The 25,048-nt window shown below is 60.9% G+C and carries 24 protein-coding genes and 1 tRNA gene; 12 read left to right on the top strand and 13 right to left on the bottom strand.

What is annotated here, in order from left to right:
- The first annotated feature begins 42 nt into the window (after positions 1–42).
- Complete coding sequence (locus HED64_RS11355; RefSeq protein WP_168152098.1) at positions 43–666, top strand: hypothetical protein; 624 nt, start codon at positions 43–45, stop codon at positions 664–666.
- A 20-nt stretch (positions 667–686) separates the two neighbouring features.
- Here the strand turns inward: HED64_RS11355 and disA are convergent, their stop codons facing one another.
- The 3 genes from disA to HED64_RS11340 form a co-directional block, all read right to left on the bottom strand.
- Positions 687–1,763, bottom strand: coding sequence for a DNA integrity scanning diadenylate cyclase DisA (gene disA, locus HED64_RS11350; RefSeq protein WP_168152097.1), 1,077 nt, complete (start codon positions 1,761–1,763; stop codon positions 687–689).
- A 116-nt stretch (positions 1,764–1,879) separates the two neighbouring features.
- Positions 1,880–3,271, bottom strand: a complete 1,392-nt coding sequence (radA, locus tag HED64_RS11345; RefSeq protein ID WP_168152096.1) for a DNA repair protein RadA — start codon at positions 3,269–3,271, stop codon at positions 1,880–1,882.
- A 55-nt stretch (positions 3,272–3,326) separates the two neighbouring features.
- Complete coding sequence (locus tag HED64_RS11340; RefSeq protein ID WP_168152095.1) at positions 3,327–4,454, bottom strand: FUSC family protein; 1,128 nt, start codon at positions 4,452–4,454, stop codon at positions 3,327–3,329.
- Between the two features lie 226 nt (positions 4,455–4,680).
- Here HED64_RS11340 and pstS point away from each other — a divergent pair, with 226 nt between their 5' ends.
- From pstS to HED64_RS11315, 5 genes are all read left to right on the top strand, one after another.
- Complete coding sequence (gene pstS, locus HED64_RS11335) at positions 4,681–5,799, top strand: phosphate ABC transporter substrate-binding protein PstS (protein ID WP_168152094.1); 1,119 nt, start codon at positions 4,681–4,683, stop codon at positions 5,797–5,799.
- 158 nt (positions 5,800–5,957) lie between these two features.
- Positions 5,958–6,890 (top strand): phosphate ABC transporter permease subunit PstC, encoded by a 933-nt coding sequence (pstC, locus tag HED64_RS11330; protein ID WP_168152093.1) that lies wholly within the window; start codon positions 5,958–5,960, stop codon positions 6,888–6,890.
- Positions 6,890–8,041 carry a phosphate ABC transporter permease PstA gene (gene pstA / locus HED64_RS11325; protein WP_168152092.1) on the top strand — a complete coding sequence of 384 codons (1,152 nt, stop codon included), beginning with the start codon at positions 6,890–6,892 and terminating at the stop codon, positions 8,039–8,041. Before pstC ends, pstA begins: the two co-directional genes overlap by 1 nt.
- 49 nt (positions 8,042–8,090) lie before the next feature.
- Entirely contained in the window at positions 8,091–8,870 is a 780-nt protein-coding gene (gene pstB, locus HED64_RS11320) for a phosphate ABC transporter ATP-binding protein PstB (protein ID WP_132364060.1), read from the top strand.
- A 280-nt stretch (positions 8,871–9,150) separates the two neighbouring features.
- Positions 9,151–10,182, top strand: coding sequence for an Ldh family oxidoreductase (locus tag HED64_RS11315; protein ID WP_168152091.1), 1,032 nt, complete (start codon positions 9,151–9,153; stop codon positions 10,180–10,182).
- Here the strand turns inward: HED64_RS11315 and HED64_RS11310 are convergent.
- From HED64_RS11310 to HED64_RS11300, 3 genes are all read right to left on the bottom strand, one after another.
- The gene (locus tag HED64_RS11310) at positions 10,179–11,204 is read right to left on the bottom strand and encodes an inorganic phosphate transporter (RefSeq protein WP_342590710.1); all 1,026 of its coding nucleotides are present in this window, start codon (positions 11,202–11,204) and stop codon (positions 10,179–10,181) included. The genes HED64_RS11315 and HED64_RS11310 overlap by 4 nt on opposite strands.
- Positions 11,205–11,211: 7 nt before the next feature.
- Positions 11,212–11,826, bottom strand: a complete 615-nt coding sequence (locus HED64_RS11305; RefSeq protein ID WP_168152090.1) for a hypothetical protein — start codon at positions 11,824–11,826, stop codon at positions 11,212–11,214.
- Positions 11,827–12,118: 292 nt separating this feature from the next.
- Positions 12,119–12,778 carry a hypothetical protein gene (locus HED64_RS11300; protein WP_168152089.1) on the bottom strand — a complete coding sequence of 220 codons (660 nt, stop codon included), beginning with the start codon at positions 12,776–12,778 and terminating at the stop codon, positions 12,119–12,121.
- Positions 12,779–12,949: 171 nt separating this feature from the next.
- Here HED64_RS11300 and HED64_RS11295 point away from each other — a divergent pair.
- Positions 12,950–13,022, top strand: a tRNA-Lys gene (locus HED64_RS11295).
- 141 nt (positions 13,023–13,163) lie between these two features.
- Here HED64_RS11295 and HED64_RS11290 read toward each other — a convergent pair.
- Positions 13,164–13,880: a hypothetical protein gene (locus HED64_RS11290; RefSeq protein ID WP_168152088.1), complete on the bottom strand. Its 717-nt coding sequence runs from the start codon at positions 13,878–13,880 to the stop codon at positions 13,164–13,166.
- A 25-nt stretch (positions 13,881–13,905) separates the two neighbouring features.
- The gene (locus HED64_RS11285; protein WP_168152087.1) at positions 13,906–14,259 is read right to left on the bottom strand and encodes a PadR family transcriptional regulator; all 354 of its coding nucleotides are present in this window, start codon (positions 14,257–14,259) and stop codon (positions 13,906–13,908) included.
- A 288-nt stretch (positions 14,260–14,547) separates the two neighbouring features.
- On the opposite strand from HED64_RS11285, the gene HED64_RS11280 reads away from it, so the two are divergent.
- Both HED64_RS11280 and HED64_RS11275 read left to right on the top strand, forming a co-directional pair.
- Positions 14,548–16,209: a thiamine pyrophosphate-binding protein gene (locus HED64_RS11280; RefSeq protein ID WP_168152086.1), complete on the top strand. Its 1,662-nt coding sequence runs from the start codon at positions 14,548–14,550 to the stop codon at positions 16,207–16,209.
- Between the two features lie 99 nt (positions 16,210–16,308).
- Positions 16,309–17,568, top strand: a complete 1,260-nt coding sequence (locus HED64_RS11275) for an endonuclease/exonuclease/phosphatase family protein (RefSeq protein ID WP_342590709.1) — start codon at positions 16,309–16,311, stop codon at positions 17,566–17,568.
- Positions 17,569–17,638: 70 nt separating this feature from the next.
- On the opposite strand, the gene HED64_RS11270 is transcribed toward HED64_RS11275, so the two are convergent.
- The 3 genes from HED64_RS11270 to HED64_RS11260 all read right to left on the bottom strand — a co-directional run bounded on the left by HED64_RS11270 (position 17,639) and on the right by HED64_RS11260 (position 20,864).
- On the bottom strand, positions 17,639–19,075 hold the full coding sequence (locus HED64_RS11270; protein WP_168152085.1) for an amino acid permease: 1,437 nt from the start codon (positions 19,073–19,075) through the stop codon (positions 17,639–17,641).
- Positions 19,068–20,147 carry a histidinol-phosphate transaminase gene (gene hisC / locus HED64_RS11265; RefSeq protein WP_168152084.1) on the bottom strand — a complete coding sequence of 360 codons (1,080 nt, stop codon included), beginning with the start codon at positions 20,145–20,147 and terminating at the stop codon, positions 19,068–19,070. The genes HED64_RS11270 and hisC overlap by 8 nt, the downstream gene beginning before the upstream one ends.
- 141 nt (positions 20,148–20,288) lie before the next feature.
- On the bottom strand, positions 20,289–20,864 hold the full coding sequence (locus tag HED64_RS11260) for an Lrp/AsnC family transcriptional regulator (RefSeq protein ID WP_168152083.1): 576 nt from the start codon (positions 20,862–20,864) through the stop codon (positions 20,289–20,291).
- Between the two features lie 93 nt (positions 20,865–20,957).
- Here HED64_RS11260 and HED64_RS11255 point away from each other — a divergent pair, with 93 nt between their 5' ends.
- Complete coding sequence (locus HED64_RS11255) at positions 20,958–21,596, top strand: alpha/beta hydrolase (protein WP_168152082.1); 639 nt, start codon at positions 20,958–20,960, stop codon at positions 21,594–21,596.
- 156 nt (positions 21,597–21,752) lie between these two features.
- Positions 21,753–22,211 carry a DUF2871 domain-containing protein gene (locus HED64_RS11250; RefSeq protein WP_168152081.1) on the top strand — a complete coding sequence of 153 codons (459 nt, stop codon included), beginning with the start codon at positions 21,753–21,755 and terminating at the stop codon, positions 22,209–22,211.
- A gap of 91 nt (positions 22,212–22,302) precedes the next feature.
- Here the strand turns inward: HED64_RS11250 and HED64_RS11245 are convergent, their stop codons facing one another.
- Positions 22,303–22,653 (bottom strand): PLDc N-terminal domain-containing protein, encoded by a 351-nt coding sequence (locus HED64_RS11245; protein ID WP_168152080.1) that lies wholly within the window; start codon positions 22,651–22,653, stop codon positions 22,303–22,305.
- 221 nt (positions 22,654–22,874) lie between these two features.
- On the opposite strand from HED64_RS11245, the gene HED64_RS11240 reads away from it, so the two are divergent.
- Positions 22,875–23,696, top strand: a complete 822-nt coding sequence (locus tag HED64_RS11240; protein WP_168152079.1) for a hypothetical protein — start codon at positions 22,875–22,877, stop codon at positions 23,694–23,696.
- Here HED64_RS11240 and HED64_RS11235 read toward each other — a convergent pair.
- The gene (locus HED64_RS11235; protein WP_168152078.1) at positions 23,693–24,964 is read right to left on the bottom strand and encodes a DUF445 domain-containing protein; all 1,272 of its coding nucleotides are present in this window, start codon (positions 24,962–24,964) and stop codon (positions 23,693–23,695) included. The genes HED64_RS11240 and HED64_RS11235 overlap by 4 nt on opposite strands.
- Between the last annotated feature and the right edge of the window lie 84 nt (positions 24,965–25,048).

The following is a 25,048-nucleotide window of genomic DNA, read 5'->3' as shown; positions in this document are numbered from 1 at the left end:
TGGGAGTCGACCTCAACCGCTTGAGCTTCGTAGCCTTGAGGTATGGCACAAAAGCAGGTCCGTTCAACCCAACCTTCCGCACGGGTTTTTCGGCGTCGTCGTCTCGCGGTTTTGATCAGCCTGCTCGTGGTGCTGGGCCTCTTGGCGTGGGCAGGATTTGGTATTGCGGCTTTGCTGCGCCCCGACTCGGCACCTGGATCTGTTACTGACCCATCGGCAGTCGGTGCCCCTGGCGCTACAACTGGCACTACAGAGGAGCAGCAGTCCTCGAGCGAACCCACCGGATGCCTTGAGGGGGACGTGGCAGTGATTGCCTCCACCGTCCAGAGCACGCACGGTCCGTCGGAGAACCCGGTGCTCGTGATGAGCATCAAGAATCAGGGAAAATTCGACTGCATGGTCGATGTGGGCACCAGCCAGCAGGAGTTCGCCGTGATGAGTGGCAAGGACCGAATCTTTGCCACCTCGGACTGCGTTCAGGACCCCACCGACACCAACATCGTGATCAAGTCTGGTGCCAGCGAAACAGCGCGTTTCACCTGGACCCGGGTGCGAAGCGCCCCGGGTTGCAAGGTGGTGAATTCCAAGCCGCGTCCGGGAACCTACGGCTTCACCGCGAAGCTGGGAGAGATCAGCAGTGAGACGGTAAAGTTCGAGCTGAAGTAGCTCCGGACAATAACCTCGGTTTAGAGGAAGCGGTCCAGAAGTGAGGACTCCGCGACACGAGAGAGACCCTCACGCACCGTACGTGCGCGCTGATCACCGATGCCGTCAACGGCCATCAGATCCTCGATGTTTGCCGCCATCAGACGTTGCAGGCCACCAAAGTTATTCACCAGCCGGTCGGCCACGGTGCGCGGCACCGAGGTGATGGCTGCCAACAGGCGGTGACCCTTGGGGGTCACGATGGCCTCGAGCGAGTCGATGCCGGGGGTGATGCCCAGAACGGCAGCGAATTTACTCAAATCGATCAGGTCGGTGGAATCCAGACTTTGGAGCTTTGCCAGCGCCGCGTCGATGTCCAATTCCTGAGTCCCGAGGTTCGAGTAGTCCTTCAGCAAAAGATCCGCGCCAGGACCAAGCCCGGCGGAGAGCTCATCAAGTTGCAGGGCCAACAATCGTCCGTCACTGCCCAATTCCAGCACGTACTGGGCGATCTCCTCGGAGATGCGCCTGACCATTTCTTGACGTTGCAGCACGGCTGCCACATCGCGCACCGTCACCACGGCTTCGATCTCCGCTGCGGAGAGAGCGCTGGTGACCTGGTCCAGGCGTGAGCGGTAACGTTCCAGTGTGGCCAGGGCCTGATTGCCGCGGGCCAATACCGGTTCTGAACCCTCCAAGAGGTAGCGGATGCCTTGGACGTAGAGGGCAATGATGTGCATCGATTGCGAAACCGAGACGACGGGGAACCCGGTCTGGATGGCAACTCGTTCGGCGGTGCGGTGTCGGGTGCCCGTCTCCTGGGTGGCAATGGAGTGGTCAGGAACCAGCTGCACCCCTGCGCGCAGGATATTGGAGCCATCCTTATCGCAGACGATGGCCCCGTCCATCTTGGCCAGCTCGCGCAGGCGGGTGGGGGAGAAGACGATGTTGATGTCGAAGCCTCCCGAACAGATCGAGTCAACGACCCTGTCGTGCCCCAGCACGATTAGCGCACCGGTGCGGCCGCGCAGGATACGTTCAAGACCGTCCCGCAGCTCCGTTCCGGGTGCAACACGGGCCAGAGTGGCGCGCAGCGCATCTTCGGGGCTCTTCGACATGGGGCCAGTTCCTTCCAAGGGGTAACTACTCTATGGTATGGCCAAGGAAGGGACTTCAAGCCCGAAAATGAGCTTCAGCGAATGACTTCGGTACTCCTTTGTAATGCAGAGAACATTCAGGACCCTGTTTTGACGCGCTGTTCGAAGGCGATGTCCAGAGCCTCGTGCACCGAGGAAACGGTAAAGACCCGAATCGAGTCGGGGATGTTCTTCGGAGGTTGTGGTGATGCGGGCACCATGGCATAGCGGAATCCCAGCCGCTCGGCCTCGATGATACGGCGCCCGATTTCGGGAACCGGACGCACCTCGCCGGCCAGCCCGACCTCACCGAAGGCCACAAAATGCGGCGGCAATGGGTGATTGTGCATCGAGGAGGCAAGAGCAAGTGCGGTGGCCAGATCCGTGGCGGGCTCGCTGAGCTTGACCCCGCCAACAGTAGCCACGTAGGAATCCAAGCCCCCGAGCTCCATCTTGGCCCGCGACTGGAGCACCGCCAAAATCATCTGGGTTCGGGCGGCATCCAAGCCGCTGGTGGCCCTGCGGGGGATAGCGCTGCTGGCCCGCGAGAGCAGTGTCTGTACCTCGGCCACCAGGGGGCGACGACCCTCGAGGGTGACGGTGATGCAGGTTCCGGGAACTGGATCCTTGGTGCGTGTGACAAAGAGCCCTGAGGGGTCCGCCAGGCCTTCGATACCTGCCTCGGTCAGATCAAAGCAGCCGACCTCGTCGGTGGGTCCGTAACGGTTTTTTAGCGCACGCAGGAGGCGCAGGCGGGAATGGCGCTCGCCGTCGAATTGGCAGACGACGTCCACCAGGTGCTCAAGCAGCCGCGGTCCGGCGATTGATCCGTCCTTGGTGACATGCCCAACCAGGATGGTGGTCATGTTCCGGCGTTTGGCCGCGTTGATCAGGGAGGCGGCGACCTCGCGCACCTGAGAAACGCCGCCGGCCGTCCCATCGACCTCGCTCGAGGCAAGTGTTTGCACCGAGTCAATGATCAGGAGGTCTGGGTCGATCTTTTCCACCTGGCCCAGTGCAATGCCCAGGTCGGTTTCGGCGGTGAGGTAGAGCGTGGCCGCCATGGCATCGATGCGTTCTGCGCGAACCTTCACCTGCGCGGCGGATTCTTCCCCGGTGATGTACAGGACAGTGCGGTCCTTACGGGCTGCACGTGCAGCAACATCGAGCAGCAGCGTGGATTTACCTACGCCGGGTTCTCCTGCCAGTAAAATCACGGCTCCGGGAACCAATCCTCCACCCAGTACCCGGTCCAATTCCTCCACGCCACTGGTGCGATAGGAAGCGACGGATGCATCAACGTCACCGATAGGCTGGGCCGGCACGGCAATGCTGGTGGCGGCGGTGGTCTTCGCGGTGACCGCACCCATTTCCTCCACGGTGCCCCAGGCTTGGCACTCACCGCAGCGTCCTACCCATTTCACGGTGCTCCACCCGCATTCCGCGCAGCGGTAAGCGGGGGAGGATTTGGTACGGGTGCTCTTTGCCATGTCTTTGATGCTAGCTGCCTGTACCCACGCTTTGGACGCGTATCCGTACGTTTCGCTACAGGCGCGGCAACAAGGCGACGGCTTCCTCATGGCTGGTGCCGGTGGCCTCCAGGAGGTCGATCACCAGGGGGCGTAGCAGCAACACCATGCCCTCGCCCTGCAGACCGCTGACCTGGAGGCTCGTGGGGTCCAGCTGTGCGGCACATTCGGCAAGCTCGCGTCGGGCCCGCCCCATCGCCTTGCGGTATCCGGAGTCTTTGGTCTCCAACACCGCATAGCCCAGGGCGTTGGTGGCCTCAGACAGTTCGGTCAACAGGCTTGAGACGGATTCGACCCCGTTGTCGGTCAGAGCTCCATGGGTGATCACTGTGGCTAGCCTCCGGGCCAAGACCCGGGAGTTACGTACCGCTAGGTCGGTCTTCTCCGCAGTTATCTTCAGCCGGTCCAGGTCCGAGCGGTGCCTGCGGTGCGCCGGGGCTAGTGTGGCCACCTCTCGGGCCATATTCAGGGCTGTTGGTAACGAGTCCATAAGCCGCTGGGTTCCGCGGGCGCGGACCAGTGCGTGGAATGCCAAGGTGGTGTCTGAGGCGCCCACCGCGCGTCCGCATTCGTGCAAGATGCCGGCGAGCTCGGCTAATAGTTTGCCCAGCTCGGCGGTGGGGGTGCGGCGCGGATCGCGGGGGAAAATCATCATGATTAACAGGCCGCACAGCGAACCGATCACCGCGTCGATGGAACGGCTAAACGGGCCAGCGGCCCCGATGGGCAGCAGAACCACGAGTACCGACTGTAGGCCGAGTTGGGTAGAGAAGATGGGGCCAGAATCCAGGAACCTGGCAATCGTCAGTGACAGGAAGAGAACTAGGGCTGCCTGCCATAGACCGCTCCCGAGCAGCGTGAGCAACAAATCACCTACCGCTACGCCCAGGGTGCAGCCAATGGCGACCTCCATGGAGCGGCGAACTGTGGTCGCCGTACCGAATCCCAAGACCAGCAGCCCACTAGTCGCGGCAAAGATCGGGTCGACGTGCCCCAGTAGCTCCTCGGCGATCCAGTAGGCCAATACCGCGGAGGCAGTCATTTGAATGATCTTGGGGAAAGAGGTTCCCACCCGGCGCACGCCAACGCGATTGCGGCGCATGATGAACGTCCACGCGCCGCCGGCTGATGATCCGATACTCATGGGCACCAGTCTTCCACGGCATGGGCGTAGCACCGGTAAGTGTTAATTGTGACGCGAAACACTGCCGCGAAACGTCCTTGTTCACCTTATGTTCACCTCCATCGGAGCCACTGGTTACCTGCAAGGAATAACTTCGTATTGAAGCGATGTGCCGGGGTGTGCATCGCAAGGGAGCGAACCATCATATTTCGTTCCATACACTCAGGCATTTGAAAGAGGATTACTCGTGAAGCTTCATCGCATCGGCAGCGCGGCTGCAGTTCTTACCGTCGCCGCACTGGCCCTGACTGCCTGTGGTTCTGATAGCCCGACCGCCACTGCCGGCACGGATGCCGCCACCAGCGGCTCCGCAGGTGGCGCAGTCACCGGCACGCTGACCGGTAGCGGCGCATCCTCGCAGAAGTCCGCCATGGAAGCCTGGAAGGCCGGCTTCGAAGCCGCCAACGCCGGCACCATGGTCCAGTACTCCCCGGATGGATCCGGCGCAGGCCGCAAGGCCTTCCTCGCAGGCGGTGCACAGTTCGCTGGCTCGGATGCGTACCTGAAGGACGAAGAGATCGAGTCCTCCAAGGAAGTTTGTGGTCCGGATGGGGCATTCAACGTTCCTGCCTATGTTTCCCCGATTGCGGTTGCTTTCAACCTGCCGGGCGTAGAGACCCTGAACCTTGATGCGGCTACCATCGCCAAGATCTTCAAGCTCGAAATCACCAAGTGGAATGATCCGGCCATCGCCGCAACCAACGAAGGCGTGAGCCTTCCGGACACCGCCATCACCGTGGTGCACCGCAATGACGAGTCGGGAACCACCGAGAACTTCGTTGAATACCTTGCCGCTACTGCCAAGGATGTCTGGGACTACGAGGTCTCCGGCGACTGGCCCAAGGATCTCGCCAGCGAAAACGCCAAGGGAACCTCCGGCGTTGTGGCAACCACCACCGCCACCGAGGGTGCAATCACCTACGCAGACTTCTCCGCAGTGGGCGATCTGGGTACCGTGAACGTCAAGGTCGGCGACGACTTCACCAAGATCTCCGCCGATGCGGCAGCCAAGGGCGTCGAGGCAGCCACCCCGGTCAAGGACCGCGGCGCACTGGACATGTCCCTGGATCTGAAGCGCGACACCACCGAGTCGGGTTCCTACCCGATCATCCTGGTTTCTTACCACGTGTTCTGCTCCACCTACAAGGATCAGGCCACCGCTGATTTGGTCAAGAGCTTCGGCGAGTACGTCCTCTCCGACGCCGGCCAGAAGGAAGCAGCAACCTCTGCAGGCAACGCTCCGCTCTCGGCCAAGATGAGCGCAGCGGCCATCAAGTCCGTCGAGCAGATCACTGTCGCCAAGTAATACAGCACTCACCGCCTTCCGGGCATTGGCAGCTCTAAGCATCGCCATTGCCCGGAAGGCGCAGTAACATCTGCATCACCCCCCCCTTCACCATCCCAGCGCAAACGGTCATCCGATCCCCCTTGTACCGTTTGCTCAACTCCTTAAGGCTCACCCATATGACAACCAACGCGCTACGGCGCAACGGCTCCAAGGGACAGGTCGGAGACAAGGTATTCTCCGGTGCAGCGCTTGGCGCTGGCATTCTGATCCTCGTCACGCTCTTAGCTGTGGCGGTCTTCCTGCTCATTCAGGCCCTGCCGATCTTCTCGGCAGACCCAGAACTAGTCTCTGGTGGCGAAGGCTTCGCCACCTACATCTTCCCGATCGTCATCGGCACTGTCATCGCAGCGGCCATCGCCCTGGTGATCGCCACTCCGGTGGGCATCGCCGTCGCCCTGTTCATCTCGCACTACGCACCACGCCGGTTGGCCGCGGGCCTGGGTTACGTCATTGACCTGCTGGCAGCGATTCCCTCGGTCATCTACGGCGCCTGGGGCTACCTCGTCCTGGCGCCGGCACTGGTTCCGATTTACGCATGGCTGGCCGAGAACCTTGGCTTCATCCCGATCTTTGAGGGTCCCGCCTCACAAACTGGCAAGACCATTTTTACCGCGGGCATCGTATTGGCAGTGATGGTCCTTCCGATCATCACCTCGCTGAGCCGCGAAATCTTCTTGCAAACCCCGAAGTTGCATGAAGAAGCGGCACTTGCCCTCGGAGCCACTCGCTGGGAAATGATCGTTATGTCGGTCATTCCCTTTGCTCGCCCCGGTATCATCTCTGCGGTCATGCTCGGCCTGGGCCGTGCGCTCGGCGAGACCATGGCAGTAGCCCTGGTGCTCTCCACCGGCGCGCTGATCCCGTCGCTGATCAAGTCCGGTAACCAGACAATCGCCGCGGAAATCGCCTTGAACTTCCCCGAGGCCTTCGGACTGCGCCTCTCCGAACTGATCGCCGCCGGCCTGGTGCTCTTCGTGATCACCCTGGTCGTCAACTTGATCGCCCGGGCCATCATCGCCCGCCACAAGGAATTCTCGGGAGCCAACTAATGAGTGCCGTAACCACCCGCAATCTCCCGAAGAATTCATCCCGGAAACCGGGGTTGACCCCGAACGGTCGCAAGCGTAACTCGCTGTCCAAGGGTCACCTGCCCCGCTGGGCCACTCCCGGAATCGCCGCCGGATCCCTGATTCTTGGTGCCGCAGCCTCCACCCTCGGTGGATTCTCGGTCGTCACCTTCGCGATCTTTACCGCAATTATCTTTGTGGTGGCCTCGGCCATCATCACCACCGTCGTCGAGGGCTCGCGCCGCGGCAAAAACGCACTGGCCACACATCTGGTTTACGCAGCGTTCCTGCTGGCGCTGATCCCGCTGGTCTCCGTGCTGTTCACCGTGCTCCAGAAGGGGCTGCCGGGCATCAACATGCACTTCCTGTTCCACTCCATGAATGGGGTTACCGGAGCGATTGACAACGCCAGCGTCGAGAACGGCACTCCGGTCCTCGGCGGTGCCTACCACGCTGTAGTCGGTACGCTGCTGATCACCATGTGGTCAACCCTGATCTCGGTTCCCGTGGGCATGCTGACGGCCATCTACCTGGTGGAATACGGCAAAAACGGTCCGCTGGCCCGCGCCATCACCTTCTTTGTTGACGTGATGACCGGCATTCCTTCCATCGTCGCCGGCCTTTTTGCCACCGCGCTCTTCGCGGTGATCATGGGCCCCACCGCACGTATGGGCATCGTTGCAGCCGTCGCCTTGAGCGTGCTGATGATCCCCACGGTGGTTCGCTCCACCGAGGAAATGCTCAAGATCGTCCCGAACGAACTACGCGAAGCCGCCTATGCGTTGGGCGTGCGCAAGTGGCGCACCATCGCCAAGGTCGTCATCCCCACGGCCATCTCCGGTATCGCCTCCGGCGTCACCCTGGCCATTGCCCGCGTCATCGGCGAAACCGCACCGATTCTTGTCACCGCCGGTCTGGCGAACAATATCAACGTGAACGTCTTTGGCAACTGGATGGCCACGCTGCCGACGTTCATCTACTACCAGATCCTCACCCCGACCTCGCCGACCAACGTGGACCCCTCGATCCAGCGCGCCTGGGCTGCCGCCCTGCTGCTGATTCTGATGGTCATGGTTCTGAACCTAGGCGCTCGCCTGGTTGCTAGCTTGTTCGCCCCCAAGAAGGGCCGTTGAGCCTTTAGGCTCCGGACTCTTCACACCCACACTCCTAAGGAACAATCACATGTCTAAGCGCATCGACGTCAAAGACCTCAATGTCTACTACACCAATTTCTTGGCCGTGGAAGACGTCAACATCGAAATAGAAGCCAAGTCGGTCACCGCGTTCATCGGTCCTTCCGGCTGCGGTAAGTCCACCTTCCTGCGCACGCTCAACCGCATGCACGAGGTCATTCCCGGCGGTCGTGTTGAGGGTGAAGTCTTGCTGGACGGAGACAACCTCTACGAGTCCGGTGTTGACCCGGTAACCGTTCGCTCGCAGATCGGCATGGTCTTCCAGCGCCCCAACCCGTTCCCGACGATGTCCATCCGGGACAACGTGCTCGCCGGAGTCAAGCTCAACAGCAAGAAGATCTCCCGTTCCGACGCCGAGGATCTGGTGGAGAAGTCCCTGCGTGGGGCCAACCTCTGGAACGAGGTCAAGGACCGTCTGGATAAGCCGGGCTCGGGACTTTCCGGTGGCCAGCAGCAGCGCCTGTGCATTGCACGCACCATCGCCGTCAAGCCTCAGGTGATCCTCATGGACGAGCCCTGTTCGGCACTGGACCCGATCTCCACGCTCGCGATCGAGGATTTGATCAACGAGCTCAAGAACGAATTCACCGTGGTGATCGTGACCCACAATATGCAGCAGGCAGCGCGTGTGAGTGACAAGACAGCGTTCTTCAACATTGCTGGCACCGGCAAGCCGGGCAAACTCATCGAGTACGCCGAAACTGCCACGATCTTCTCCAACCCCACCGTCAAGGCCACCGAGGACTACGTCTCGGGCCGCTTCGGATAACACCTGCCAGGTGCGCAGGGCACCACAAGAATTCGCCGACGGGACCTGATTGGTCGCGGCGGCGGTACCGGAAGGGGGATCTTCCGGGGATCCCTGGAGGGGGATCGCAACGGCGGAACCACACGCGAGTTATTCGCGACAGGTTCTGCCGTTGCTGCGTTTAAGCGCCTTGGGCTGATGGCCAGGCAGCGTGAGCGGGCACCTAACCTCGGAGCCGGCGGCCGGGGAGGCGCGGGTAGGCTGGGAAACCAGTTACAAATCCCAGAACGAAGGACGCCACGTGAACCGTCAATCTCCCGCGCTGCAATACACCAGCACCACGGCGGCGCTGCACGATTTGGTGCTCGAGGCCATGAGTGCGGTCGGTGCCTCCGCGCAGGACGCCGCCTACATGGCGGATCAGCTCATCGATTCCGAACTGGCCCAGCACCCCTCACACGGCATGCGTCGGCTTCCCGAGTATGTGGACCGCGCGCTGAGTGGCTATGCGAAGCCCGCGGCGCAGGCATCGATCGAGCTTGATACCGGCTCCCTACTGCGGATCAACGGAAACGGCACCTACGGGCACCTGGCGCTGCGTGACGCCACGGCGCTGGCCATCACCCGTGCCAAGGCCTACGGGATATCCGCGGTGGCGGTGCGCAACAGCGAGTACGCCGGACGGTTGGCTCCATTCTGCGAGGAAGCGGCCCAAGCCGGTGTGGCCACCCTCATCTTCGGAAACAACAATGGTGCCGGACAGGTGGTGGTGCCGCCCGGTGGTACCCGGGCCAGACTGTCCACCAACCCAATCGCCGCGGGAGTCCCACGCGCGCTTTCCCCGCACCTGGTAATCGACTTCGCCACCAGCTCCGTGGCCAGCGGCCGACTGGCCGAGGAGCGGGACCGTGGCACCGAGCTGCCAGACGAATGGGTGACCCCCGACGGGCTGTTGAAGCCCTTTGGGGGCTTTAAAGGATTTGGGCTTTCACTGCTCGTCGAGGCACTGGGCGGGGCACTTTCTGGCTCAGCGACGGTTTCGGAACGGCCATCGGCCGATGCCCAGGGAACCCTGATCATCGGAATCGATGTGGCACAGCTGCGTGAGCTTGACGATTTCACCGCGCAGGTGGAGGAGTTCATCGCCCATGTGAAGTCCGCGGAACCGGCCGAAGGCGGTGGGCCAATCCGGGTGCCCGGGGAAGGGCGCGTGCCGGAGGGCAACGATCCTCAGCAATCCTCGATCACCGTGAACGCGCGAACCTGGTCGGAACTGGAAAGGATCGCCACGGCGCTTCGCTTGCCGATGCCCGAAGCGCTCCGAGTTCCTTAGCTCAACAGTGGGTGCATGGCCAGGAACAGCGTTCCGCCGGCTAGGACACACACTACGGGGGTGGCCAGCCAGTGGCGCAGTACGCGGCGCACATGCAGCCACATGACCGATTCAAAGGGTTGGTTGGAACCTGCGCCCACAATCGAGCTGGTGACGGCCTGGGTGGTGGAGATGGGCAGGTGGATGAGCATGGCGCCGACGAAGAGCATGACCGCGGAGACGGATTGTGCCACCATTCCGCGCAGCGGGTCCATGCTCACCAGCCGGTAGGCGATGGTGTGGGCAATGCGCCAGCCGCCAAAGAGGACGCCGGCCGACAGGCAGAGGGCTCCGACCAATTGGGGGCCCAGCATGATGCCGTCCGGATGGGCGGCGCCGGCCGTGACCAGGGCCAAGGTCAGCATTGCGCCGGTGCGCTGCCCGTCCTGCATTCCGTGACCCAGCGCCACGGCGCATGCGGCAATTGACTGTCCGGCCCTGGAGATGCCGTTGACGTCCGAGGAACTCGAATGGCGCATCATCCAGGTTGCGGGTATCACCAAAAGGTAAGACAGCGCGAAGGCCAGTAGCGGAGTGATGAGCAGCGGCAAAAGGACGCCGCCAGCGAGCATCCGCCAGGCACCGTGCATCGTTTCGTCCCCCATCAAGGCCGAGGCGCCACTGGCCCCGGCCAGCCCGGCAACCAGGGAATGTGTTGAGGACATGGGTAATCCGCGCCACCAACACAGCAGCCCCCAAGCGCCGCCTGCAAGCAATCCGGAGAGTAACAGGGTCAGTCCGTGCGTTCCGTTGGGTAGGGCGAGCTCCACGGTGGAGATCAGGTACACACCAAAACTTGTCGAAAGCATGGTGCCAACAAAGGTGAAGAATGCGGCGACAAGGACAGCAATGCTCGGGGTCAGCGCCTTATTGCGGACAGCAACGGCCACAGAGTTCGAGGCATCTCGGAATCCGTTGAGGAAGGCGAAGGCGCAGATGCAAACGAGCACCACGACCATCAAAAAAGATTGGCCAGTAACCACGTGCGGCTCAGGATTCCTTGACTAGGACGCGACCCAGGTGGTCGGCGATGGCGCGCTGCGACTGCACCGAAGCCATGAACTGGTCGGCGATCGAACGGTGGCGGATGATGGCGCTCGCCTTGTTCAAATCGCTGATCTCGCCCAGCCAGGTGTTGTGTGTGCGGTGGGCCCGTTTAGAGACGCGCACCAGATCCAGCCAGAGATCTTCCAGATCATCAAGCTGCTGAAGATTGCACAGAGCGCTGGTGGTCAGTTCCGCTTGCCGTCCGATGAGCTCGAGCTGGTCGGCGGCGTGATGGGAAAGAACCAGATTCCCCAGGTGCGAAATCAGCCCTCCAGCGGCTACCAGCTGCTCGACGGCTTCGTTGAGGAGTCGAGAAAAGGTGTAGATGTCCTCGCGCGGCAGCGGGTTGACGTAACTGGTGCGCAGGTGAGTCAGCACCGCATAGTGCAGATCCGTGGTCCTGATTTCGGCGGCGCTCAGCGCCTCAAGGTGTTCGGTGCGATCCTCGCTGGAACCGAGCATTTCCGAGAGCACCTCAACGCAGATTTTGACCTCGGCGGCCAGCTTTTGCAGAAGCTCTAGCCCACGCGTGTCCGAAGGGAACAATCTTAACTTCACGTAGCAACCACCGGATGGAATTGGAAGAGCGGGACGGAGAACAGTTTACGCAATCAAGGTTAACAAGTTCGGCGCTCGGCGCTTCAGAGTTCTCCCCGTGTTCAGTTTGGGGGAGGGGAAAGTAGTTAGCCGATGCCGAACCGGGAGCGCCTCTCGGCGGAAGGCCGCTCGTAGCGGCTGAAAGTTGGAGCCCGGGGCTGCCGCGGTCCGGCATCGTGCCTCTAGTTTTCTAGAAGAGAGCTACCGCTGTCAACACCGGGGGCTCCTATTCGCCCTCGGCGTGAAGGAGATCTCAGTCCAGTTCTCCACGTCGCCACGATAGAGCCGATGCTTCTAGGTCCTCGGCCGTTTTGACCAGGGCGAGCGCACGCGACGTCATCAGTGTGGCCCTCTCGGTGTGGGAAAGTTCTGCGGCATCGGCCTGTTCCGCTTGGCCGAGCGCGATGACGCGGCAGTAGGCGGCAGTGCGCTCGAGCGCAACATCAAAAGCACCGTCAAAGGCTCCGGTAAGGATAGAACTGGTCATTTCGCACAGTTCCTCGGCACCCGGCGGCTCTGCAGCGCCGGCAACCACGCGCTCAGCCTGCGCCTGGAGCGCTCCCGAGGCAAAAAACGAGGCCATGGCGGCCGGATTGTTCATGGTGGCTGCGCGGATGGCGTAGAGGCGCCAGAGGGCTCCGGGAAGTGAACGTGCCGGGGCGTTGGCCCAAAGCTCGGCAATGACTTCTAGGCCTTCGTCCTCGGCTAGACGGACCAATCGTCCGCGCACCTCCGGGTCATCGTTGTTTTTTCCCGCCTGCACCAGGGCATGGGCGGAAAGGTGTGCGGCCTCGGAAATTCGTGCGGGATCCGCACCGCCCTCAAATGGATCGAAGTCCATGGGTGCAAAAGGTTTGGGTTTGTGGTGTCGGAATGTACTTGCCGGGGGAGTTGTAGCTGGATGGCCCTTCATGGGCTCGAGAATACTCCGCCGAGCTGGATACTTGCTCATCGTGGTGCCGTAGGCGAACTGCGAAGGTTGGAGACGGGATGGACGTCGATTGTTCAAATACCGGACATTTTCGGCGGGGTGTCAAGACGGGCTCCGATTTTCCGCTAATATTGGTGTTGGCCAAGTGCCGATGCGCCTTTAGCTCAGTTGGTAGAGCACTGGACTTTTAATCCATTGGTCGCGGGTTCGACCCCCGCAGGGCGCACAGAAAAGCGGTTCCGGACTGTAGAAATACAGTCCGGAACCGCTTTCTGTTTAATGGTTGAGTGCCTATCGTGTGGACGTGCCCGATATGCTTCGGGCTGATCGCCAGCTGAGCTGAGATTCCCGGTGTTACGCGGGATTTCTAGCGGATCAAGAGATCGAGGCCGAGGAAGATCAAGGCAAAGATCGGGAACATCCACGCGACAAGAACGCCGGTGATCCGCGAGGTCTTTTCGTTTTTTCGACTCGTCGCCGAAGCCTCCAAGGGTTCGCGAATCGTGTCATTTTTGATATTCATGGCGTCGATGGTTCCCGCGATGGAGACGGCTATCATCAGCACTGAGCTCACGATCAGCACCACTGCGGGATTTACCAACAGCCAGGCGTTGCCTTGATCTCTCGGGGCAGTGATGGCCGCAAAGATGCCGGAAGTAATGCAGACTCCGAAAAGTAGAGCTAGAAGCCAGAAGTTGCGGAGCAGTTTCTCCAAGAACAACGGCAGGCAAAGGACCGCGAGCACGGGCACCGATAGCAAGATGAGCTGCAGGACGCCTACGGCGAACTTTTCATCATCGAGCCATGGCACGATGGCTTGCGCGAAGGCAAGAAATGCCAGGACCCCAATGCTTGAACGCAAGATAGTCCCGCGAAGAGAGACGGTCTCAGCGACGGATGACAGGTCGAGACTCTGGGCATATTCGGCAGGTGTGCCGAATGCCAGCTGAGCCTCTTCGCCAGAGTCTGTGAGAAACTCCTTCACGCTGGCGATGGCATCGCCGATTCGCGCGCCGCTGACATCGCGCAGACGCAGCTCGAGAATAAGAGTGTCGATCCATTTCTGGTCTTTGGTGGTGATCATGGTTGCTCCCTTGTGCTTTTGCTGCTTACTTGGCGAGAAATGTAGTGGTGATGGATGTGAAGGCGTTCCAGGCTGTGCGTTGGCGGCCCAGTTCGGAGCGGCCGAGCTCGGTGAGTGCGAAGAACTTGCGCCCCGGTCCGCCCTCGCCCGGTCGCCATTCGACCTCGAGCCAGCCGGCGGTTTCGAAGCGAGTCAGTAGCGGGTAGAGCGTTCCGCCCTTCACTTTCCCCAGTCCCGCCTCGGCTAGTTCCGCGATGATGGCGTATCCGTAGGTGGGCCCGGCTTCAAGGGCTTGCAGGGTGCATAGCCCGAGTGCGGCGCGGAGCCAGTCGCTTGGCCAGTCGGCAACTTCGGTTGCTTGGGGAAGGTTGGTGGACATAACTAGACTGTATGTCTAACTAGTCGGTGTGTCAACGAGCTCGGGCGGGAAGGCTTGTGGGGGTGGCGAGGGCGCCTCCTCTAAGCGGCTCGCCGTGTCCTATGACCCTCTCCTGTACGCGTCTTGTTACAATTGGTGTTGCGCATCACACGGTGGCGCGGTTATTGTTGATGCGTCAGGCGGAACGTTTCTGAAGTTCTGGCCGTCGCTCTAAAAATGGGCGAAATCCGGGCGGATCGCCCGAAGACGAATATGGCCTTTTATTTGCTGCATTCGAAAGTCTCAAAAATGTCTTCAGTTTCTGCTGCCGTTTCCCGCGCCCTTTTAACCTGCACCTCCGAAATCTTCGGCGTCATGGGAAATGGCAATGCCCACTTCCTTGACGCCGCCGTGCGTTCGGGGTTCGGTTTCACCGCCGTTCGCCACGAATCCGCGGCCGTCAGCGCCGCGGATGCCTACTACCGGATCACCGGAAAGCTGGCGATCGCTACCACCACCTACGGTGCCGGGTTTAGCAACGCCATCACCCCACTGGCCGAAGCCGCCAAGGCGCGAGTTCCGCTGGTTCTCCTCACCGGGGACCAGCCCTCCACCGGCGCCAGAGGCTGGGATATTGACCAGACAGCCATCAACAACGCCGTCGGAGCGACAACCTTTGTCATTGACGCGCAATCCCCGATGGCCACCACCTTTGCCGCGGTTGCCTACGCGCTGCGGGAACGCACGGCTGTGGTCATCTCGATTCCCTATGACATCGTCGCCGACGAAGCTGCCGAGGAATCGCAGATTTCGCTGGCCGACTTCCAGCACGAACCCAGCTACCAGAGCGTCGATAATCAGCTAGTGACTCGAGCCGCCGCCGCGCTGAATGAGGCCAAGCGTCCACTGGTGATTTACGGCCGCGGTGCTCGCCTCTCGAACGCGGCCCAAGCCATCACCGCGCTCGCCGATTCACTCGGGGCGCTGAGCTCAAGCACCGCACTGGCGCCGAATCTGCTGACCAATCGCCGAGGGGACCTGGGTATTACCGGTGGATTCTCCTCGGCCGAAACCGCCGCCCTGATCCATGAGGCGGACGTGGTGCTGGTCCTCGGGGCATCACTGAATCAATTCACCATGCGATTCGGCGATCTGCTGAATGCATCAGCCCACATCCTTCAGGTTGATGTTGCCCCGGCTCCGACTAATCCTCGCGTTGATACCTTCGTGCGGGGCGATGTTTCTGCCGTTGTTCAGGGACTGCTCCAGCAGCTGACCGAACGCGCTCCCGGAAACCGGTGGGTGGATTCTGTGGCCCCGCGGCTCACGCGGATCAACGATCATGCTCCGGGTGACCCGATCGCCGCGGACGGCCTGCTGGATCCACGCGCGGTGGCTCGCATCCTGAACACCATTATCCCGGCGGACCGCGTGGTGGTGCAGGACGGTGGCCACTTCATCGGATGGGGTCCGATGTACTGGGATGTCCCGGGGCCACATGCCCTGAGCATGGTGGGAACCGCCTACCAGAGCATTGGGCTGGGTCTGGCCTCCGCGGTGGGTGCGGGTGTGGCTGCGCCGGATTCGACGGTCGTTCTGGCCAGCGGTGATGGCGGCTTCCTGATGGGCCTGGCCGACCTGGAATCTGTTATCCGCACCGTGCGCAGTGGCATCATCGTCATCTACAACGACGCTGCCTATGGGGCAGAAATTCACCAGTATGGATCCATCGGCTTGCACGAGGAGCCCATGCTGATCCCCGAGGTCGACTTTGCCGCGGTGGCTCGCGGGCTGGGTGCACGGGCAACTAAGGTGCGCGCCCTGGAGGATCTGGCAGAGCTGGATCGTTGGGTCACCGAGGGGGCGCGCGGAGTCTTCCTGGTGGATTGCCGCATTTCTGCGGACGTTCGAGCCCCCTACATGCAGGAAATTCTTGAGGCCAATCGCAAGGCAGCGCACGTGCGCAAATAGGTGCCGCAGCGGCTGAGGGTATTGCGCCGGAAGAAAAACCCACAGGTTGAGTAATCCCAAACCTACCGGAACGTAGCTTGAGCGCCTTAGTGTGGGAGCGTGCGATACTCGATCCTGAAGGCCCTGCTGGCCGTAAGCCTCACGGCGGCCGCGGTGAGCGGAGCCGTTCCGGCGCAAGCACAAACACTCAGCGCTGTGAAACCCTCCATCGTGCAACCACCGATGGTATCGACGCTGCCCTTCACGGATTCCCGAGAGTTAATGGCCCCCTCATCCCTGCGTATATCGACGTTTAACGCCTCGCTGAATCGCCCGAATGCCGGCCAACTGGCATTGGACTTGTCCACGCCCTTGGATGCTCAAGCCAAGGCCGTGGCCGAGATTATCCAGCGAAATGCGCCGGATGTGTTGTTGCTCAACGAGTTTGACTACGACGCAACCGGAGCTGCGGCCCAGAACTTTAATACCAATTACCTGAACCGTTCCCAACGCGGAGCGAACCCCATCGATTACCCGTACACCTACACCGCGCCCTCCAACACGGGCATCCCCAGCGGGGCAGACCTTGACGCCGATGGCGTCATTGGCGGACCCGGGGACGCGCTGGGCTTCGGTGACTTCGAGGGTCAGTACGCCATGGTGCTCTATTCCAAATACCCCATTGACACCGATCATGTTCGCACCTTCCAGAACTTCCTCTGGAAGGACATGCCAGATTCCTTGCTGCCCACCGACTACTACGGCGAGCTGATCCAATCGGTACTGCCCTTACCGAGTAAGTCCATGTGGGATGTGCCCATCTCCGTGGATGGCAAGCTAATCCACGTGATCGCCGCGCATCCCACCCCGCCGGTCTTTGACGGCAGTGAAAAACGCAACCAGCGCCGTAACCACGATGAGATCCGTCTGCTGAACGACTATCTCGGTGCCGACGGGGCCGGTGAATACATCTATGACGATGCCGGAGCGCGCGGCCCGCTGGCGAAGGGCAGCACATTTGTGGTGCTGGGCGACTTGAATTCCGACGCGGCATCCGGCGGCTCCAACCCGGCGGCCATTACCGCCTTGCAGGAAAATCCGTTGCTTGTTGATCCACTGCCCGCCAGCCAGGCTCAGGAGCTCAGTCCGGAGCTTCGCCGATTGGCCGCCGCCCACAATCCGCTGGGCACCGCCGACTTCGGCCCGAGTACCGGAGTGCTGCGCGTGGACTACGTTCTGCCCTCGGTGGGGCTGCCGGTGCGCGATGCCGGGGTCTATTGGCCGGCCGCGGGTCAGGTGGGAGCCGACCTGGTCTCTACATGGCCTCCGGCCAGCAGCGACCACCGGCTGGTCTGGGTGGATATCAAGCTCAAGAGCTAAATACCCGAACGTACAAAGATGGCTGCGTGCTCCGATTCTTTCGGAGCACGCAGCCATCTTTGTATTCGTCCTAGGAAACGCCGTGGTGTTCGGATTCCTCGGTTCGCTGGGCCGCGGAGTCATTCGGGGTGCTCCCCGCTGAGCCACGGCGCTGCGAGCGGCGCTGAGCCAGCGCATTGAGCACACCAATGACAACGGTCAGTCCCAGGGTCATCAGCAGCTGCGTCCGGCTGGCCGGATCGAAGAGAGCAAGAACCACGATGCCAGAGAGCATCAGCAGCGCCAGGATCGACAGATACGGGAACAGTGGCATGCGTACCGGCAGGTGGATCGAGGGATCTCGGTCGGCACGAATGCGCAGGATCAACTGCGAGAGGGCAATGAATCCCCAGGTGACCAACAGCGTGGAACCCACCGCGTTCAGTAGCATCGGCATCACCACATCGGGTGCCACATAGTTCATCACCACGGCACCGGAGCACAGAATGACCGACGCGGCCACGGCGACATAGGGGTTGTTGCTTCGGCTGCGTCGCTGGATCACGCGCGGGGCAATGCCCCGTTCGGACAGTGAAAGAAGCATGCGCGAGGCCGCATAGATGTTCGCGTTCATCGCCGAAAGCAGGGCAACGACCACCACCAGGGCCATGATCGAATCGATCCACGGGATGTTGGCAAAGGTGAGCACCGCGACGAACGGGGATGCGGCAAGCTCCGGCGACGCCCAGGGCAGTACCGAGACCATCACCAGAGCGGAGCCGACGTAGAAGACCAAAACTCGGAAGAGCACTCCGCGCACGGCCTTGCGGATGGAGGTGCGCGGGTCATCACTTTCCGCCGCGGCGATGGCCACGATCTCGATACCGCCAAAGGCGAAGATCACCATCAGTAGCCCGGCGCACAGGCCCACCACGCCGTTAGGCAGGAAGCCGCCGTTGGCCACCAGGTTGGAAATCCCCGTGGCTTCAACACCGGGTACTAATCCGAAGACCAGCGCGATGCCCACGGCCAAAAATGCCATGATGGCGGCAACCTTGAGGAAGGAGAACCAGTACTCGAATTGGCCGAAGCGCGCCACATTGGCCAGATTCACCGCGGTCAAAAGGGCAACAAAGATCAGTGACCACGTTCCTTGAGAAACATGGGGGAACCAGCTTCCGACGATGGCAGCGGCTCCGGTAGCTTCGGCCGCGATCACGATGACGCCCTGGATCCAGTACAGCCAGCCGATGATGGCCCCGGCATTGGGACCCATGGCCCGGGTGGCATATACGGAGAATGATCCCGAGGACGGGTTGGCGGCAGCCATCTCACCGAGCATGTTCATGATCAAAATGACCAGCAGTCCCGCCAAGGCGAAGGCCAGGATGATGCTGGGGCCGGCGACGGCTACGGCTTGCCCTGACCCGATAAACAGGCCGGCACCGATGGCGCCGCCGATGCCCATCATGGTGATTTGTCGGGTACTCAGACTGGTGGTCTTGGGCCGAGCGGTGGTGTTAAGCATGTGTGGACGCTTCCTGCAGTGCGCTGATCACGGCACTAGCGATGGCCTGGTTGGCCTCGGGGGAACCGATGGAAATGCGAATGCCTTCCCCGGCAAAAGCGCGTGCCCAGATCCCCGCGGCACGAAGTTGTGTATCAACGTCTTCGGTTGCTGCCCCGGTGGGTAGCCAGACGAAGTTGGCTTGTGAATCAATGACGTTGATATCGGCAGCGTGCAGTGCGTTCTGCAGAGTTTCGCGTGCCTGGATGAGCTCGTTGATGCGCAGCTGCAATTCATCTTCGTGCTCGAGGCTGAGGACGGCCGCGCGCTGGGCGAGCGCACTGACTCCGAACGGAACTGCTGTCTTGCGCAGGTTTGCTGCGACCTGAGGTGGTGCCACGGCATAGCCGATGCGCAGGCCGGCCAGCCCGTAGGCCTTGGAGAAAGTGTGCAGCACCGCGACGTTGGGGTAGCGACGGAAGAAGTCCAAGCCCACGGCCGAATCTGCATCGGTGTTGAAATGGACGTAGGCCTCGTCGATGACCACCAGCACGTGCGCTGGAACCTTGGCCATAAATGCGTCAACCGATGCGGTATCCACCACCGTCCCGGTGGGGTTGTTGGGGTTACAGATGAAGATCAGGGCGGTGCGTTCGGTGATGGCCTCGGCCATGGCCAACAGATCGTGGCCGCCGGCGGCATCCGAGGGAACCATCACCGGGGTGGCCCCAGCGACATGGGCGAGGATGGGGTACGCCTCAAAGGAGCGCCAGGCGAAGATCACTTCGTCGCCGGGATTTGCCGTCGCGTGGATCAATTGACCGGCGACCTCAACGGATCCCGCACCCAGCGCAATGCATTGGGCCTCGACGTTGAGGCGGCTGGCCAGGGCACCGATCAGTTCGGGGGCCGCCGCATTCGGGTACTGGTTGATGGTGCCCAGCTCGGCAGCAATCCCACTCATCACCGATTCGAGCGGAGGATAAGGGTTTTCGTTGGAGGAGAGCTTAAAGGCCTTCTCGCCCTGCCCCGGTGTTGCTCCCTGCTTGTATGCGGGGATAGCTTGCAGGGATGTGCGCTGGACAATGCTCATGGGTGGTGCCTCCAGAAGAATAAATCGCTTGCACGTCGCCGGTGACGTGACTCACATAAGCTAGGGAAATGTGTCCATTCGGGTCAACTGCACCGCAAAACGCCGCACAAGATGTACACAAGGCGCAGCTCGCGGCGCGGATTACTGGACATTCTGACCACTGGTCTTTCCGGCTGCATTCAGCCTACCGCCATTGCGCAGCGAGTCGATTCGCACTTCCTGCGCCTGCTCAGTTGCAGTTTCCGGGCCCTGTTGTGCGGCCTCCCTAGCCAAGGGGATGATCCTGTTCTCGAAGTGGGATGCCAGAACGATGGAGGAGGAGCTTCTGCCCATACCCTCGGTGGCGGAGATCGCATCCAGTACGCGCTGAAGATCGGCGGTGGATCGAGCAACAATCTTCACGAAGAAGTCACTGGACCCCGAAACCGTGTGCAGTTCGAGAATCTCCGGGATCTGAGCAAGCTTTTCGGCCATGCCTGAGTGCCCGAGATTTTGTTGGATCCGCAACGAGCAGAACGCCGTGACCGGGTATCCCATGGCGGCGGCATCGATGTGCGGGGCGATGCGAGTGATGACACCCGACTCGTGCAAGCGGTTTAGGCGATTTTGTACGGTTCCCCGGGCAACGCCCAGACGTTTGGAACACTCCATGACTCCAATGCCCGGAAAGTCGGTAAACAGCTCGATCAGTGACACATCCAACGAATCGATTCTCATGCGCCCAGTATGCGACGCATCGGATCACGAGCGCGAATCGATGCCAGATTCTCTGCGGAACTTTTGGCAGGTGCGAGCCGCTAGATTGGTTTTATGGATGAGGGAATCTACTCGCGGCCCGAAGACCAGCGCGCGGGCACCGACCTAGTGGTTGTTTTGCATGGTTATGGTTCAAACCCCGAACGCATGCTCGGCTGGTTTGATCAGCTGCCGGCCACCGCTACCGGTGTTGCGCTGCGCGGGCACATGGACGTCGGGGGCGATCACGGGTGGTTCTTGTTGGACTACTTCCTGACCAATGATTTTGCCCAGGTGGTTGCGGCCGCCCAGAAGGTCTTTGATTGGCAGGATAGGTACGCGCTGGGTTATCGCTCCATTAGCCTGCTGGGCCACTCCCAGGGCATGGCCATGGCCACCACCTTGCATCGATTGCGACCCGGAAGCTATGCCACGGTCGTGGGGCTCAGTGGCTTCGTGTTGTCCAACGAACTGCTCTCGCTCACAGATGTTTCACCGCAGGACGGGGCCGGTGTCCCGTTCTTCTGGGGACGGGATCCCTGTGATGTGGTGATCAATTCCGCTTCCGTCGCATATACGCGTGAGTGGCTGCAGGAAAACACAATACTGACGGCACGCACCTACCCGGAAATGGGTCATGGTTTCGGGGATGACGAACGCCGGGACGTACGAAGTTTCTACAGGCATTACTTGCCTGGAGACAGTGCTTCCTGACGTCGCGAGCGGGGCAGCAGGATCAACCGGATGGTTGATCCGGGAGAGGTCATCACCGGGCAAAGTGAGAGGTATAGAGCGGTTGGGCCCAAGCCCGAGGGGCCCTGGTCGCTGAAACCTCATCGCCCGGGCAGTACCGACAGGAATACACTCACCATGTTGAGATTGATGTATACGGCCTTTGCCTTTGGAATCAGCGGAGTCCTCTCCGGTCTCTACTACCGAGAGCTGACGAAGTTTAACGACTTTACAGACCGCTCGGCTTCCCAGCTGCCACTGGTCCATACCCACCTGCTGGTGCTGGGGTTCGTGTTCCTGCTCATCGTCTTGGCACTGGAGAAGCTCTTTTCCCTCTCCGCCGCCGCGCCGCGGGCCTTTTCCTGGTTCTACTGGATGTGGACGCTCGGTGTGGCCCTGACCGGCGCGATGATGCTGGTGAAAGGAACACTGGTGGTGCTGGATGTCGATGCTAGCTCGGCGGCCTTCGCTGGCATTGCCGGAATCGGGCACATCGCGCTGAGCGTGGGGGTGGTGCTACTTTTCGTTTCCTTGCGTGCGGCGCTGCGCAATACTCAAATTAGCGCGTTACCCACGACCGTGCGAGCAAGTCGCTAACAACCCATCTCGGACAGACTCAGGAAGACAGACAGTTGGCGCGGCAATATTCAAATGATATTGCCGCGCCATATCTGCCTGAGGGGTGGGACTAGGCGAGGGCCTTGGCCTTAAGAATGCCGAATTCGGCTTCCGTGATCGTTCCAGAATCTAGAAGTGACTTGGCCTCGAGGATCTGTTTGGCCGGATCGCTTGTTCCTGCGACCGAACGAAGGTATTCCGTGGTGCTGTTGGCGGCTTGCTCGGCACGGGATTGCTGACGCAGAGCCATCGAGCTACCGCGTAACACCAGATAGACGAGCGAGGTGAGAACCGGTAGGGCGATGAGTAAAAGAATCCACAGTGCCTTGATCCAACCGCTGAGATCCGAATCCCTCAAGAGGTCGCCGACAATTTGGAACATCACCACCAGGTAAGACAGGAAGAAAAAGATAACGATCATTGACCAAAGCGTTTCTGCGAAATTCACGGGGTGACCTTTTCGTGGGAGCGAAAAACCTGATGGCGTGGGGTGAGAATTCCAGCGTATCTATAAAACAGTAAACGGAAAGGTTTTTACGGTTTTAGTTTTGCTCAGCAAATCGTCAGCCAGGGATTGTTTACTTATGCCGAGCGAAAATTTCGTTTTCCGTAGCCACCCAGTGCCGATAGAGTCGGAGCAGGATGAAAAAGAACCCCATTACCTCCAGTGTCATTGGTCCCAACGGCAAACCTGCTCCGGGACTACAGGGTGCCATCATGAAGGCAGTCAGCGTGCAGCGGCCCCTGGTCCTGGCGTACTTGCGCCGCTTGCGCCGTAAGAACCCCTCCTTCACTGCTGCGGAACTCGCCAAGATTGTTGAACGGGACTACCTGCTCACCATCACCGGGTCCGGAGCTGCTGTGGGTGCCACGGCAGCTATCCCGGGTGTTGGAACCGTTGCTGCGTTGGGCTTCTCCGCCGCCGCAACCGTCGGTTTCCTCGAAGCGAGTGCACTCTATGCTCAAGCGCTCGCCGAGTTGCACGGGATTACGACCGAAGATCCAGATAAATCGCGGCTGCTGGTCATGGCCATTCTCATGGGTGATGAGGGAAGCTCGATGATTTCTGCGCTAACCCATCAGGTCGCGGGTCGTGGTTCGGGCCCCGTCAAGGGGTGGGCCGCGATGTTTGGGGCCAACAAACAGTCCAGCCTATGGACGACCATGCAAGGCACCATGCAGCGGACGTTCATGAAGAAGATGCTCGCCACGCAGGGGGCCTCGATGTTCGGTCGGATGGTTCCGTTCGGGATCGGAGCTGCGGTAGGTGGCTTCGGCAACCGATTCTTGGGCAAGAAGGTAGTTGAAGCTGCGGGGTTGGCCTTTGGCAGCATGCCCACCAGCATCCCCGGGCTATTGGCCGGAGAGTTGGAAGCAGGAACAGCGCTCGCCGAGGTTGAGGCAGACATCGAAGCAGAGCGCAGCCGCCGCGCGAGCAGCCTCGGGACCAGCGAAGAGCGCTAACGAAGTAGCGCGTTGGCCAGGCTGAAAATTACCAGCCCGGCCAGGGAGCCGACGACCGTACCGTTGATGCGGATGAACTGAAGGTCTCGGCCTACCTGCAACTCGATCTTTTCGCTGGTTTCTTTTCCGTCCCAGCGTGCAACGGTGTCGGTGATCAGCGACGTGATCTGCCCCCGGTAGTTCTCCACGACGTAGCCCACGGCGTTGAGCACCCAGGTATTAACCTTGAGAGCCAGGTGTTCATCGTCGTGCAAGCGCGAGCCAAAGTCGCGGATGGCGGCAATCAACGAACGGCGAAGCTCGGACTCGGGGTTCTCCATGGCGTCAACGAGTGCTGCCTTGATCGAGGACCAACTGGTCGCGGCCAACTCGCGCAATTGGGCGTCGCCCAACAATGAGTGTTTGAGTGCCTCGACCCGCTCGATCATTTCTTCATCCGATTGCATGTCCGAGGCGAACTTTTCCAGCCACGTATCGATGCTCAGGCGCAGAGAATGCTCGGGATCGTTGCGGACTCCCTGGGCGAACTTCTGGAATTCCCGATAAAGCTTTTCGCCCAACAAGGTATCAACCACGGAGGGAACCCACGAGGGGGAGCGCTCGGATACCAGGGAAACGATCATGGATCGGTTGGCGGTTACCCATTGCTCGGCCCGTTCGGCCAAAAGGTCCACCGCAGGTTTGTGATGCCCGTCGATGATGACCCGCTGCATGATCCGACCCAACGTTGATGACCACTCGGGTGCGAGCATGTGCTTTTTGGCCAGCGACTCCAGAAGGGCCAATACGTCACGATCATCGAGTACCTCAAGCACGGCTCCCACGGCTGTAGCAACCTCCTGGGCGACCCTGGTGGCTGATTCCTCCTTGGCTAGCCATCCTCCGGCGCTACGGGCGACATCAAATTGGTGAAGCTTCGTTTCGATCACGTCGCGGGAAAGGAAATTCTCCTGAACAAACTGGCCCAGGCTCTCGCCAATCTGGTCCTTTTTCCGCGGGATGATCGCGGTGTGAGGGATTTTTAGGCCCATCGGGTGCTTGAAAAGTGCCGTCACCGCGAACCAGTCGGCCAGTGCGCCCACCATGCCGCCCTCGGCCGCGGCACGCACATATTCCAGCCACGGATAACGCCCTTGCAGGGCGAAAGCCACAGCGAAGATCACGGCCATGATGATCAAAAGGCCCGTGGCAAGGCGTTTCATCTTTCGCAGGGCGACTGCTTTGGCTGCGTCGTTAACAGCGGCCAAGCCGAATCCGGATGACGTCATGGGTAGTGGCTCCCTCTGCCTGGACGGCGTGATCGGACAGGATTCAACGATAGTTCACCATCGAGTTGGCGCGGCACACGGCAC

Source organism: Paeniglutamicibacter terrestris (genome assembly GCF_012271785.1).
In the GTDB taxonomy this organism is placed as follows: domain Bacteria; phylum Actinomycetota; class Actinomycetes; order Actinomycetales; family Micrococcaceae; genus Paeniglutamicibacter; species Paeniglutamicibacter terrestris.
This window is presented reverse-complemented; position numbering and strand designations above follow the sequence as displayed.